The organism is Pseudomarimonas arenosa (assembly GCF_014841215.1).
GTDB lineage: Bacteria > Pseudomonadota > Gammaproteobacteria > Xanthomonadales > Xanthomonadaceae > Pseudomarimonas > Pseudomarimonas arenosa.
Genome location: NZ_JACYTR010000060.1, coordinates 16,401 through 29,266, shown reverse-complemented (window position 1 = coordinate 29,266; position 12,866 = coordinate 16,401). Strand labels below are relative to the sequence as shown.

At 62.7% G+C, this 12,866-nt stretch carries 14 protein-coding genes; 1 reads left to right on the top strand and 13 read right to left on the bottom strand.

Annotated features, from left to right (window positions below; all coding sequences use genetic code 11):
- Positions 1-303 precede the first annotated feature (303 nt).
- From hisIE to IFO71_RS18255, 9 genes are read right to left on the bottom strand one after another with little or no spacing between them, the layout of a single operon-like run.
- On the bottom strand, positions 304-924 hold the full coding sequence (hisIE, locus tag IFO71_RS18295; RefSeq protein ID WP_192031119.1) for a bifunctional phosphoribosyl-AMP cyclohydrolase/phosphoribosyl-ATP diphosphatase HisIE: 621 nt from the start codon (positions 922-924) through the stop codon (positions 304-306).
- Complete coding sequence (hisF, locus tag IFO71_RS18290; protein ID WP_192031118.1) at positions 914-1,690, bottom strand: imidazole glycerol phosphate synthase subunit HisF; 777 nt, start codon at positions 1,688-1,690, stop codon at positions 914-916. The genes hisIE and hisF overlap by 11 nt, the downstream gene beginning before the upstream one ends.
- Complete coding sequence (hisA, locus tag IFO71_RS18285; protein ID WP_192031117.1) at positions 1,684-2,418, bottom strand: 1-(5-phosphoribosyl)-5-[(5-phosphoribosylamino)methylideneamino]imidazole-4-carboxamide isomerase; 735 nt, start codon at positions 2,416-2,418, stop codon at positions 1,684-1,686. The genes hisF and hisA overlap by 7 nt, the downstream gene beginning before the upstream one ends.
- Complete coding sequence (gene hisH / locus IFO71_RS18280) at positions 2,415-3,008, bottom strand: imidazole glycerol phosphate synthase subunit HisH (RefSeq protein ID WP_192031116.1); 594 nt, start codon at positions 3,006-3,008, stop codon at positions 2,415-2,417. The genes hisA and hisH overlap by 4 nt, the downstream gene beginning before the upstream one ends.
- Positions 3,005-4,099 (bottom strand): bifunctional histidinol-phosphatase/imidazoleglycerol-phosphate dehydratase HisB, encoded by a 1,095-nt coding sequence (gene hisB / locus IFO71_RS18275; protein ID WP_192031115.1) that lies wholly within the window; start codon positions 4,097-4,099, stop codon positions 3,005-3,007. The genes hisH and hisB overlap by 4 nt, the downstream gene beginning before the upstream one ends.
- Positions 4,096-5,190 carry a histidinol-phosphate transaminase gene (gene hisC / locus IFO71_RS18270; protein WP_192031114.1) on the bottom strand — a complete coding sequence of 365 codons (1,095 nt, stop codon included), beginning with the start codon at positions 5,188-5,190 and terminating at the stop codon, positions 4,096-4,098. The genes hisB and hisC overlap by 4 nt, the downstream gene beginning before the upstream one ends.
- Complete coding sequence (gene hisD / locus IFO71_RS18265) at positions 5,187-6,506, bottom strand: histidinol dehydrogenase (protein ID WP_192031113.1); 1,320 nt, start codon at positions 6,504-6,506, stop codon at positions 5,187-5,189. Before hisD ends, hisC begins: the two co-directional genes overlap by 4 nt.
- On the bottom strand, positions 6,503-7,402 hold the full coding sequence (hisG, locus tag IFO71_RS18260; protein WP_192031112.1) for an ATP phosphoribosyltransferase: 900 nt from the start codon (positions 7,400-7,402) through the stop codon (positions 6,503-6,505). Before hisG ends, hisD begins: the two co-directional genes overlap by 4 nt.
- 21 nt (positions 7,403-7,423) lie before the next feature.
- Positions 7,424-7,777 (bottom strand): YerC/YecD family TrpR-related protein, encoded by a 354-nt coding sequence (locus tag IFO71_RS18255; RefSeq protein WP_192031111.1) that lies wholly within the window; start codon positions 7,775-7,777, stop codon positions 7,424-7,426.
- A 209-nt stretch (positions 7,778-7,986) separates the two neighbouring features.
- On the opposite strand from IFO71_RS18255, the gene IFO71_RS18250 reads away from it, so the two are divergent.
- Positions 7,987-9,834: a sensor domain-containing diguanylate cyclase gene (locus IFO71_RS18250; RefSeq protein ID WP_192031110.1), complete on the top strand. Its 1,848-nt coding sequence runs from the start codon at positions 7,987-7,989 to the stop codon at positions 9,832-9,834.
- A 21-nt stretch (positions 9,835-9,855) separates the two neighbouring features.
- Here IFO71_RS18250 and IFO71_RS18245 read toward each other — a convergent pair whose 3' ends face one another.
- From IFO71_RS18245 to mltG, 4 genes are read right to left on the bottom strand one after another with little or no spacing between them, the layout of a single operon-like run.
- Complete coding sequence (locus IFO71_RS18245; protein ID WP_192031109.1) at positions 9,856-10,209, bottom strand: PilZ domain-containing protein; 354 nt, start codon at positions 10,207-10,209, stop codon at positions 9,856-9,858.
- 37 nt (positions 10,210-10,246) lie between these two features.
- Positions 10,247-11,188 carry a DNA polymerase III subunit delta' gene (gene holB, locus IFO71_RS18240; RefSeq protein ID WP_192031107.1) on the bottom strand — a complete coding sequence of 314 codons (942 nt, stop codon included), beginning with the start codon at positions 11,186-11,188 and terminating at the stop codon, positions 10,247-10,249.
- Complete coding sequence (tmk, locus tag IFO71_RS18235) at positions 11,185-11,823, bottom strand: dTMP kinase (protein ID WP_192031106.1); 639 nt, start codon at positions 11,821-11,823, stop codon at positions 11,185-11,187. The genes holB and tmk overlap by 4 nt, the downstream gene beginning before the upstream one ends.
- On the bottom strand, positions 11,820-12,851 hold the full coding sequence (mltG, locus tag IFO71_RS18230; RefSeq protein ID WP_332309413.1) for an endolytic transglycosylase MltG: 1,032 nt from the start codon (positions 12,849-12,851) through the stop codon (positions 11,820-11,822). Before mltG ends, tmk begins: the two co-directional genes overlap by 4 nt.
- Positions 12,852-12,866 lie beyond the last annotated feature (15 nt).

Sequence of the window (12,866 nt, the reverse complement as noted above, 5' to 3'; positions counted from 1 at the left end):
GACCGATGGTGTTGAGATAACAGAGTGTTCGCCATCTTTCGGCGCTGGCACGGCCCTCACCGGTCCTTTGCGCCGATTGCCGCGTTGCTTCTCGCCCAAGTGGGCCCACCACTTGGGCTCGTCACGCCTTGCACTCGACGCAAAGTCCTCGGTGATCATCCGCGCCCCCTCATGAAATATCCGGGCTAACCCGGAGAAAGAACGGTGCCGGAGGCGCGATGAGTTGTGAGCAAGTCCAGGCGAATGGCGACCGACTCGCGGGATCCGACCTTGGACAGGACGCGCAAACTTCAAGCGATCGGATCAGCCAGTCGTTTGCACTTCTTCGTGGCGTGCGGCCAAACAGGCTTGCAGATCGACAAGGCCGAGCCCGCGCGCGCGCAGCAATACCAGCAGGTGGTAGAGCAGGTCACTGGCTTCACCGAGCAGCGCCTCGTCCTCTTCCACCACCGCCGCCAGCGCGGTTTCCACCCCTTCCTCTCCGACCTTCTGGGCGATACGTCGCAGGCCACGCTCGAACAATCGTGTGGTGTAGCTGTCCGCCGGCCGCTCGCGCTCACGTGTCTCGATCAGCTGGTCAAGCCGGGCGACAAAGCTGGCCGGTGCCGCGGGAAAGCAACTGGCAGTACCGAGATGGCAGGTCGGCCCCTGCGGCAGCGCCTGAACCAATAGCGTGTCGCAGTCGCAATCGGCCTCAATCGAGCACAGCTGCAGCACATTGCCGCTGGACTCGCCCTTGGTCCACAGTCGCTGCTTGCTTCGGCTATAGAACGTCACCTGCCCAAGTTCGAGCGTGCGCAGCAGCGCTTCGCGATTCATGTAGCCGAGCATCAGCACCCGCAAGGAACGCGGATCCTGCACGATCACCGGCAGCAAGCCTTGCTGCTTGCTCCAGTCCAGGGCATCGACCTGTTCAGGCGACATCACGCACCTCGATTCTTTGTTGGCGCAGATAGCGCTTCAATTCAGGAATTTCGATCGATCCGTTGTGGAATACGGATGCGGCCAGGGCGCCGTCCACATCGGCTTGCTCAAACACCTGGGAAAAGTGTTCCGCCTTACCTGCTCCACCCGAGGCGATCAACGGCACGCGACAAAGTCTGCGCGCTGCCTTCAGCTGCTCCAGGTCGTAGCCCTGCCTAACGCCGTCTGACCCCATGCAATTGAGCACGATCTCCCCTGCTCCCAGGTCCTGTGCCTCGCTTAGCCAATCCAGCGTCCTGCGCGGCAATGCACGGGTCCGCGAGGGATCGCCGGTGTATTGACGCACACGCCACTCACCATCGGCATCGCGCAGACTATCCACCCCCAGCACCACGCACTGCACACCGAATGCGTCAGCCAACTCGGTGATCAGATGCGGTCTCTCCAAGGCCGGTGAGTTGACCGAGATCTTGTCGGCGCCGGCGTTCAACACCCGGCGCGCTGCATCAACCGAGCGAATGCCGCCGGCGACGCAAAACGGGATATCGATGATTCTAGCCACCCGTTCCACCCAACCAACGTCCACCGAACGGGCATCGGGACTGGCTGAAATGTCGTAGAAAACCAGTTCGTCAGCGCCGGCATCACGGTAGCGCATCGCCAGCTGTTCGATATCGCCCATATCGACGTGATCACGAAAACGTACGCCCTTCACCACCCGCCCGTCGCGCACATCAAGGCAGGGAATGATTCGCCGGCTCAGCATGCCAGCGCCTCCTCTACCTGCAGCAGCCCCTCCAACAGGGCCTTGCCAAGCACGATGCCATCAAGCTCGGCGGCGCGTACGGCCTGCACATCTGCCAGATGCCGCACACCGCCGGAAGCCTGGATGCGCAGGGTCGGCGCCAACAGCCGCAAGGCGCGGTAAAGCTCGATATTCGGCCCGCTCAGCATGCCATCCCGACCGATGTCGGTGCACAGCAGATGGCGCAAGGCGCTCCGTCGGTACTCGGCCAGCAGTTCCACCAACCCGACGCCGCTACCAGCCGTCCAGCCGTGGGTGGGAAGGGTCCAGCGCCCGCCTGTCTCCTGCCGCGCATCCAGGGCCACGGTGACCCGATCGGCACCCAGCTCATCAATCAAACGCATGATCTGTTCTGGCTGACTGACTGCCAAGGAGCCGATTACCACGCGATCGGCACCGGCCTCGAGAATGGCACGCGCATGATCGACCGAGCGCACGCCGCCACCGGTCTGCACCTGCAAATTCGTGCCCCGCTTGATAGCCTTCAACAGGCTGTTCAGGCCATAGCCGCCATTGCGCGCAGCATCGAGATCAACCAGATGCAGCCACTGCGCGCCGGTCTTGGCATAGCGCTCGGCCACGCTGAGCGGATCATCGGCGTAACGGGTCTCTTCGGCGTAGTCGCCTTGCCGCAGACGCACCACGCGGCCAGACCGCACATCGATGGCCGGATAAACAACAAAGCTCATCGTACGAAGTTCTCCAATAGGCGGGCACCGAAGGTGGCAGAGCGCTCCGGATGAAACTGCGCGCCAGCAACGTTGCCGCGACGGGCCACCGCCACGAAGCGCTGACCGTGCTCGCAGATTGCGGCGGCGGCACTCAGATCCAGTACGGCATAGCTGTGTACGAAGTAAGCGTGGGCGCCGTCCTCGATGCCGACCAACAACGGCTCATCGGCTTGCTGCTTGAACACGCGGTTCCATCCCATATGGGGAATTCGCAGACCTTCTCCACCGGCCAGCTTCTGCACCCGCCCTGGCAGCAGTCCAAGACAGTCCACATCGCCTTCCTCCGAGCGCTCAAACAGGATCTGCATGCCGACGCAGACCCCCAACAACGGCTGCTGCAACTGCCGGATGAGCTCGATCAAACCGGCCTCACGCAGGCGCTGCATGGCCGGCATGGCCGCCCCCACGCCCGGCAGGATCACCCGTTCTGCGGCGCGGATCTGCCCGGCGTCGCGGGTCAAAGGCGCTTCGACGCCAATTCGCTGCAAGGCGTACTGCACCGAGCCGATATTCGAACCGCCAGCATCGATCAGCACTACCCGGCTCACAGAGCCCCCTTGGTACTGGGCAGCTCTTGTCCGGAGCGCTGAATCGCCGCGCGCAATGCCCGCGCCACGGCCTTGAAGCAACCTTCAACCATATGATGTGCATTCTCCCCACGCACTTGCAGGTTAAGGGTGATGCCGGCGGTCTCGCACAATGAGCGGAAGAAATGCGGCACCAGCTCGGTCGGAAGATCGCCTACCCGCTCGCGTGGGAATCGTCCATCAAAGACGAAGTAAGGGCGTCCGGACAGGTCCAGCGCAGCGCGCACCAGACACTCGTCCATCGGCAGGATCAAGGCCTCGCCCGCCGACCCTTCACCTTCGTCAGCATGACCATAGCGACCGATGCCGCGCTTGTTGCCAAGCGCCTGACGCAGCGCTGTGCCTAGGGCCAGGGCGCAGTCTTCCACCGTGTGATGCTCATCGATATGCGTATCACCGGCGCAGTGCAGATCGAGGGCAAAGCCGCCGTGCTTTCCGAGTTGTTCAAGCATGTGGTCGAAGAAGCCAAGCCCGGTCATCACCTGCGGATCGCGCTGAACATCGAGGTTCAGCTCAACGGCAATGCGGGTTTCTCTGGTTTCACGCCTGACCTCGGCGCGTCGTTCCGCGGCGAGAATCTGGCTGAGGATGCTGGACCAGGATTCCTTCGGTCCCAACTTGAAGCCGCGCGCGCCGAGGTTGCGAGCGAACTCGAGATCGGTGTCGCGATCACCGATCACCACGCTGCCGGCAAGATCAACGCTGCGGTCGCGCAGGTAGTGCATCACCATGCCAACGCCGGGCTTGCGATTCGGCGAACGCTGCTCGGGCAGGCTGGGGTCGATCAGCACCTCGGCAAAGCGAACACCCTGAGACTCCAACAGCTGCATCAGCAACTGCTGCGGACCTTCGAAGTGATCCTGCGGGAAGGCTGGCGTGCCGAGTCCATCCTGATTGGACACCATCACCAGTTCGAATCCGGCCGATTGCAGCGCCTGCAAACCCGCCAGCATGCCCTCGACAAATCGCAGTTTGTCGTAGGCATCGATCTGAAAGTCTTCCGGCTCCTCGATCAAGGTGCCATCACGATCGACGAAGGCGATCCGCTTCATGCTGCCTCCCTTGTCGCACGCAATGCGGCAATCAGGGCGTCGTTCTGTTCGGGCGTGCCGATCGAGATCCGCAGGCAATTCTCCAGCGCTGGATGCGCAGCGGGTCGGCGGATGATGATGCCGGCGCGCTGCGCGCGCTGATACATGGCGGTCGCATCAGCGCAGCGCAGCAGCAGGAAATTCGCGTCCGAGGGCCAGACTCTGCTCACCTCGGGCAACTGTGCCAGCTCGGCGGCCAGACGTCGCCGCTCCTCGCTGATCAGATTGATTCGGCTGCGCGCCAAGACCACCGCCTTCTCATCCAGGCCGCGCAGCGCTGCGGCCACACTGGGTGTGGGCAATGGATATGGCGCCATGATGGCGTTCAACACCGCAATCAGCGCCGGATCGGCAATCAACGAGCCAATCCGCGCGCCAGCCAGACCATAGGCCTTCGACAGTGTGCGCAGCACGGCGATGTGCGGAAAGCGGGGGCGCAAACTCAGTGCTGACTGCTGCGCAGAGAACTCGGCGTAGGCCTCATCCACAACCACTAGCGCACGCCCCTGCAGACGCCGGGCCAGATCGGCCAGGTCATCGGTAGAAACAGCAGCGCCGGTCGGATTGTTCGGGCTGCAAACGAATACCAGCTTCACACGTGAATCCAATGCCGCCTCGATGCCCTCAACGTTCAGTGCGAAACCACGCTCCGCCAGCAATGGCACATCAATCAGTTCAGCGCCCTGCAAGCGCGTGCTCACCGCATACATGCCAAAGGTGGGGCTGGAGACAAGCACCTTGTCCTGCCCCGCTCGGCACAGCGCTCGAACCAGAAGATCGATCAGCTCGTCGCTGCCACGACCGACAAGCAATTCGCCTGACTGCACCGCATACAGGTTCGCCAGCCGTTCGATCAAGGCGACCGGTTGTGGCTCTGGGTAGCGATTCAAGGCCTGCTGATCACCGGCCACCGACCAAGGGCTCTCGTTGGCGTTCAGCCATATGGCGCCGCCGCTGGCTTCCTTGCGCGCAGACGAGTAGCCGGCAAACTGCCGCAAATCGGGCCGGACCAGATCGAGCAGCCCTGGATTTTTTCCAGCCGCACCACTCATGCCGCATTCTCCAGGGCTGCCAATCGGCAACTGACCGCCAATTCGTGGGCACTCAGACCCTCACAATTGGCCAGATGCTGGGCACAGGGCCCGATCGCCCTCAAGCCTGCCTCACTGACCTCCTGCACGGTGATCTGCTTGAGGAAACTCGCCACCGACACACCGCTGTAGGCATGAGCAGCGCCATAGGTCGGCAGCACGTGGTTGGTGCCGCTGCAGTAATCGCCCAGGGCCTCAGGCGAATAAGCCCCCAGAAACACCGAGCCTGCCGCGTGTACCCGCGGCAGCCAGGCGCGTGCATCGTCGAGGTTCAGTATCAGGTGTTCCGGCGCATAGCGGTTGGCGACTTCAATCGCCTCGCCGATATCCCTGGTGAGCAGCAAGCGAGCATGCTGCAGAGCGGCGTCGAGGATGCTGCCCCGATCGAGTTGCTGGCTGAGGCGCTCTACCGAAGCGGCGACACGTTCGGCCAGACCTGCATTGTCGGTGAGCAAGATGGCCTGTGAATCCGGGCCGTGCTCGGCCTGCGACAGCAGGTCGGCAGCGACAAAATCAGCATTGGCGTGCGCATCAGCCACCACCAACACTTCCGACGGACCCGCCGGCATGTCGATGGCCGGGCCAGCGGAGCGCATCGACACCTGCAGCTTTGCCTCGGTGACATAGGCGTTGCCGGGACCAAACAGCTTGCGACAGGCGGGCACCGAGGCACTTCCCAGGGCCATGGCGGCAATCGCCTGTACGCCCCCCAGTTTGAACACCCGAGTTGCCCCTGCCCGGCGTGCCGACAACAGCAGCACAGGATCGATCTGGCCGCTTGCATTGGGCGGCGAGCAAACGATGATCTCACGACACCCGGCGAGCCGCGCCGGAATGCCCAGCATCATCGCAGTCGATGGCAGGGGCGCGCTGCCCGCCGGCACATACAACCCGACCGGATCAATCGGTCGCAGGATGCGCTCGCAGCGCACGCCCGGCGCGGTTTCCAGAGCATAGGCCTCCGGAGCACCGGCACGATGAAAGGCCTCGATGCGCGCGCATGCTTCTTCGATCGCCTGCTTGGTGCGTCGCACGACTCCCGCTTCGGCCTGCTCGAACTCGGCAGCGCTGACTTCCAGTTCAGCCAGTTCGCAACCGTCGAATCGGCGGGTCAGGGCGCGCAGGGCCGCATCGCCATCGGCGCCGACCTGATCGATGATCCGCGCCACGGTCTCGCGCAACTTGGGATCACGCGACTGCGGCGGACGTGCCAGTAGCTCTGCTTGCTGGCTGACAGACAGCGCGTCCCAGCGCATTGGGATCAGATTCCTGCTCATGCCAGCATTTGCTCCACCGGCAGGATCATTACGCCGCGGGCTCCGGCCCGTTGAATATCTTCCAGCTGTTGCCAACTGAAGTGGCCCCGACACAGGGCATGCAGCGCAACGGCCTGTTCGGAACCATCGATGGCCATGATGGTCGGTGCGTTGGCCGCCGGCAACAAATGAATCACCTGGTCCAGGGCCGATCGATCCACCTGCAACATGATCAGCTTGCTGTCGCGCACCTGCAGTACGCCGTCGAGCCGCTTGATCAGGCGGTCGACGATGGTCTGCCGATCATCGAGCATGAGCTCTGCCGGCGCGGCGAGCACGGCTTCGCTTTCAAGCAGGGTGGCCACCTCTCGCAATTGATTGGCGGCCAGCGTGGCACCGGTTGACACCAGGTCGCAGATCAGGTCAGCCTTGCCCAGCTTGGGAGCAATTTCAACACTGCCCGACAGGGTCACCACCTCTGCTTGAACATCCTGTTTCCTCAGCCAGTCGGACAGCAGTGCCGGGTACGAGGTGGCGATTCGGCAGCCGGCCAGCGAGGTCGGATCCTGGTAGACAAACTCCGAAGGCACCGCCAGGGCCAATCGGCAACGTCCGAATCCGAGCCTGCGCAGCTCCTGAAACGGCGCAACCTCGCCCCGCTGCACATACTCGAGCTGCTGTTCCAGCAAGACGTTGCGCCCGACAATGCCGAGATCACAAACGCCTTCGGCAATCAGGCCGGGAATATCGTCATCGCGCACCAACAGCAGGTCGACCGGCTCGACCTCGCCGTAGCAGAACAAGCGATCACGACTTTCGCGAAAGCGCAGCCCGCTACGCGCCATGAGATCGCGCCCGGCCTCCGATAGGCGGCCCGATTTCTGCGCCGCGATGCGCAATCGATCGCGCTGTTTCATAGTGGTCACCCGAATGTGGAATTATTGGTTGGAAGCGTCGAGCTGAGCGGTGTCGAGCCCAGGTCGATGCGACGGCAGGTGCATGGCGTCGGCGGCCAACCGATAGCCCTGCCCTTCGCCCAGACAGCGCGCCACACGACCGATGGTGGTTACGCTGACGCCGGAGACATCGTGAATGTCTCGATACGAACGCCCCTCCAGCAGCAAGGGCACCACGCGCCAACGATCGGTCAGCGCCTCTAGCTCAGCCGGCGTGCAAAGATCGGTCAGAAATGCCTTCAACTGCGCCGGCGAGTCGAGCGCCGCCAGCACCTGACACAGGGTGTCGAGGTGGTTGTCGGCAGCGGCATCGGTGGTCAGAGATCGTCGTTTCATTGCTTTAGTGTGCTAATGCGTTATTACAATAATCGAAACGGGGTCCGACTGGCAAGCGGGGGGATCTTCGGGCACGCCCCGCTACTTGCAATACAGGCCGTTGCCGATCAGCATCGGACTAACCCGGACCCTTCGCACAAAGCTTGGCTGGCAATGTCGTCCTCCGCACCGATAAGCGAAACGCCAACGTGCAGTCTCCCGATTTGTTGATGCCCTGGAGTACGGCGACCTGCAGCCGTTGGGCGCGTTCAAGCACCTGCGAATGGCTGTGGGCGCTGACAACCCTGCTGGCCTTGCTCAGCCCCCTTCCGACCTGGGCCAGCACCGCTCTGCAACTCGATCGGAACGCATTGCGCACCGATCTGGTCAGCCACAGCGCCACCTGGAGCACTACGCAGAGCAATGCCAGTCTGGAAGACGCCCGCGCAGCCTTTTCCAACGGACAGTTCGCACCGATCCTTGGCGACTCGATGAATTTCGGCTTCCGCGACGAGGTTCTCTGGCTGCATTTCGCTGTCGAACGCGACGCGCGCGACGCCTCCGATTGGCTGCTGATGCTGGAGTATCCGCTGATCGACTATGTCGACCTGTATCGACTGGACCCCGACGGACAGTCCCATCACTGGGCTGGTGGCGATCGACGCCCGTTCAGCGAGCGTAGTTTCAGTCATCGCTACATCAACTTCAGTCAGGAACTCCATGCGCCGGGCCGATACGAGTTCTACCTTCGTGCCCGCAGCCAGAGCTCGATGCAGATCCCCTTGGTCTGGACCCGCAGCGCTGAATACTTTGAGCGGTCTCAGCTGACGATTCTCGGCATTGGCGCCTACTTTGGCATTCTGGCTGGCTTGCTGGCCTACAACCTGATCCTGTACATCTCGGTGCGCGATCGAAACTTTCTGTTCTATGTGCTGTACGCGGCCAGCGTCGGCTGGATGCTGCTCAATCTGACCGGACTCGGATTCCAGTTGCTGTGGCCAAACGCGCCGGACTGGAACAATCTCGCGGTGCTACTGAGCATGGCCTGTTCGATTGCGTCGATGACCCACTTCACTCGACGCTTTCTCAACCTGCAGTCTCATCACCCGCGCAGTGACCTGCTGCTGCAGTTGATCATCTACGCATCGTTGGTGATGGGCGCCGCTTCGCTGTTGTTGCCGTATCACTGGGTGGTGCGGGTGCTGACCCTGATGGTATTCCCGGCGGCCTTGCTGATCCTCGCCGTTGCGATCCAGAGCCTGCGCCAGTTCGCTCCGGCGAAGTATTTTCTCTGGGCCTGGATCGCGCTGCTGCTCGGCATCATGGTCTATGCCTCGGTGGCCCTGGGCTGGCTGCCGAAGAACCCGTTTACCGAATATTCGATCCACATCGGGTCAGCGGCCGAAATGGTCCTGCTGTCCTTCGCCCTGGCCTACCGCATCAATATGTTGACTGAAGCCAATCGCAGGCGGCTGGTCATCGCCCACGAACAGCTTGAAGCGCGAGTGCGAGAACGCACACATGAGTTGGACGAAACCCTGCATCGGCTGGAAGCAGCCAATCGTCAGCTGCGCGATTTCAGTCGGCAGGACGGCCTCACCGGCGTGCTCAATCGCCGCTCATTCGAGCACTCACTGAATCGTGCCGAAGAAGCCCGAGTGCGCGAGGATCGTGCCTTTGCGCTGCTGATGATCGACGCCGACCGTTTCAAGGAGGTCAACGATCGCTTCGGTCATCAAGCCGGAGACGTGGCTTTGATCCACATCGCGCAGTTGCTGCAAGGTCCGGTACAAAGTGCGGGCGGTCAGTTGGCTCGCTACGGTGGTGAGGAGTTCGCCGTCATCCTGCCCACAGTCGACGCGGCAACGGCCAAGGATCTTGCCGAAGTGCTGCGACGAGTGGTAGAACAGAGCGAGCTGCGGCACGAGGGAGAGCTGTTGCCGCTTTCGATCAGCGTCGGCGTGGCCTTCCGCGGCCTTGATGCAGCCGATCCGCTGGCGCATCTGGTGCGACGCGCCGATGAAGCGCTTTATCGTGCCAAGCAGACAGGGCGCAACCGCACCGTTGGCGATCTGTAGACGCCTGCCCGCTGACTGCATCTACATCGTGTGGGTGGTCTTGTCCGAATTCAGAATGCCGGCCAGCAAGGTTTCGATCTTGCCGCGAACCACCTCACCTTCAGCCGACTCGTTGAACTGCACGCCAATTCCTGCGGTGCGATTGCCCTGAGAACCCGGCGGGGTTACCCAGCATACCCGGCCTGCCACCGGCAGACGCTCCTTGTCTTCGAGCAAGGTCAGCAGAATGAACACTTCATCGCCAATGGCGTAACGCTTCACCGTCGGCACAAAGATTCCACCGCCCTTCACAAAAGGCATGTAGGCGTTGTACAGCGCCTGCTTGTCCTTGATTGCCAGCGACAGAATGCCCTGCCTTACTGCGCCACCCACCATTTGAATTCTCCCTGTGGCCTTGCATCGGCCAACCGGCCTAGCGGTTGCTCTCCTGCCAGGACAATAACAGTCCGGTGAGCAGAAGTTCATGCCGTAGCGGCGCCGACCAGCGTCGACGTGCCTCATTGGCCTGTTGGACCCAGGCTGCTAGCTTGTGAAAATCGGCCTGAGGGGTCAAGCGACCTTTTTCACCCGATGACTTGGCCTGCGCACAAACCCAGCGAACCGCCATGCTCAGCCGATCCTCCGGCGCATCGGCCATCCAGCGTTGGGCGACCCGTGTGGGCAGCTCACGACCCGTCGACAGCGCACCCAGGTCGCGCCACACCTCGTCGGCGCGCTGCAAGCCGCCGTCCTGGCGCAGGATCAAGGCCCGGCGCGGATTGCCGTCGGCCAGCTTGAGGGCGCGCTCGGCATCGGCTGCTGACACACCCTGCGCATGCAGCCATTGCAGGCCCGTGTCGGCAGGCGGCAGCCGCACTTCGACGCGCTGGCAGCGACTGCGCACGGTGGCCGGCAGGCGATCAGTCGCGTCGGTCACCAGCAGCAGAAAGCGGTTGGAGGCCGGCTCTTCCAGCGTTTTCAGCAAGGCGTTGGCAGCACTGACATTGAGCTTGTCAGCCGGCTCGATCAGCGCCACCTGGGCGCCACCGAACTGCGCCGTCAGACTTAGCCACTGGCTCAACTCACGAATCTGCTCGACGCCAATTTCCGTTTTCAGCCGACCGTCGTCGCGCTCTAGCAAACGGATCCGGCGCAAGTCTGGGTGACTGCCGGCGAGGCGCAGATGACAGCTGCGACAGGTTCCGCAGGCAGCGCCATCGACGCGCTGGCTGCACAGCAGATATTCGGCCAACCGAGCGGCCAGTTCTGCTTGCCCGCCGTCGGCGGGACCGCAGAACAGCAAGCCGTGCGCCAATCGCTGCTGCGCCAATGATTCAAGCAATCGAGTCCAGACCGGCTGTTCCCACGGTGTCATTCCGCGCTGCTCCATAGATCGATTCTGCCGGCGACCGCCTCTCGCGCTGCGCTGGCCACCGCATCCATCGGCTGACCTGCATCGAGCACGGTCCAGCGCTCGGGCTGCTCGGCCGCCAACGCTCGATAGGCCGCTCGCACCCGTTCGAAAAACTCAATCGACTCTCGCTCGATACGATCGGCCTCGCCCCCGCGTCCGCGTGCGCGCTGCAGACCGATGTCAACCTGTACATCGAGCAGCAGGCTGAGGTCCGGCCTGCGCCCCACGACACGGCGTTCCAGCTCGGCGATCCAGGCACTGTCCAGGCCTCGACCGCCGCCCTGATAGGCAAAACTGGCATCGGTGAAACGATCAGCCAGCACCCAGCAACCGCGCGCCAAGGCCGGCCGCACGACTTCATCCAGCAATTGCGCCCGAGAGGCGAACATCAGCAGCAACTCTGTGGCTGCGCTCAGCGGCGCCTCACCCGGCGTGAGCAGGATGCTCCTGACCCGTTCACCCAGCGCGGTTCCGCCGGGTTCACGCACACGAACAAACTCGATGTGTCGCTCAACCAATAGAGACTCGACCGCGCCGATGACGCTGGACTTGCCGGCCCCTTCCCCGCCTTCGAAGCTGATCAGTCGTCCACTCATCGTCGCTTCAACTGAAATCGGCGAACCGCCGTGTTATGTTCGGACAGCGTGCGCGAGAACTGGTGACTGCCGTCACCGCGTGACACGAAGTACAGCGTATCGCCATCAGCCGGATTCAGCGCGGCAATAATGGCGTGTTCGCTGGGCATGGCAATCGGTGTCGGTGGCAGACCACCTCGCGTGTAGGTATTGAACGGCGTATCGGTGGTCAGGTGCGCGCGAGTAAGATTGCCGTTGAACGAGTCGCCGAGGCCGTATATGACGGTCGGATCGGTTTGCAGTTTCATGCCGATGCGTAGCCGCCGAATGAACACGCCGGCGATCTCAGGGCGCTCTGCAGCCAGCCCGGTTTCCTTCTCGATGATGCTGGCCAGAATCAGCGCCTGTTCGGGCGAGTCCAGCGGCAAATCATTCACCCGGGCTTGCCAGTGCCGTTGTAACGCCTGGTCCATGGCCACGCGTGCGCGCTTGAGGATATCGATATCGCTGACGCCGCGGGTGAACTGATAGGTCTCGGGCAGAAAGCGCCCTTCCGCGCTGGCGGTTTCCAATCCCAGCCGGGTCAGCAGTTCGCCCTCACTGAGCCCGGGCAAGGTCTGCTCCAGCACCGGATCCTCAGCCAGGGCCAAACGCAGATCGCGCAGGTTCCAGCCTGGAATGATCGTGAAGCGATGCTGGATGACCCGGCCTTTCTCCATTCGACCTAGCAATTCACGCGGCGTGATGCCGTGAAACAGCAGGTACTCGCCGACCTGCAGCTTGCGCATCACGCCAAGCTCCCAGGCCAGATAGCGCCAGTATTCGTCGCGCCCCTCTTTAACACCCAGCGTACGCAGACGAGTCAGGACGTGACGAAAGCTGTCGCCTGAGCGCACCTCGATCACGCGTTCGATATCGCCATTTGTCAGGGGTTGATCGACAAACTGCTGATAGGCACGCCACTCGCCGTGTGCCAGCCAGCCGCCCAGCAGAATGCCGAACAGCAGCAGTGTTAGCAACGCGCGCCGCAGCGACTTGCGCCGACTCACTTGGACACTCCTGCG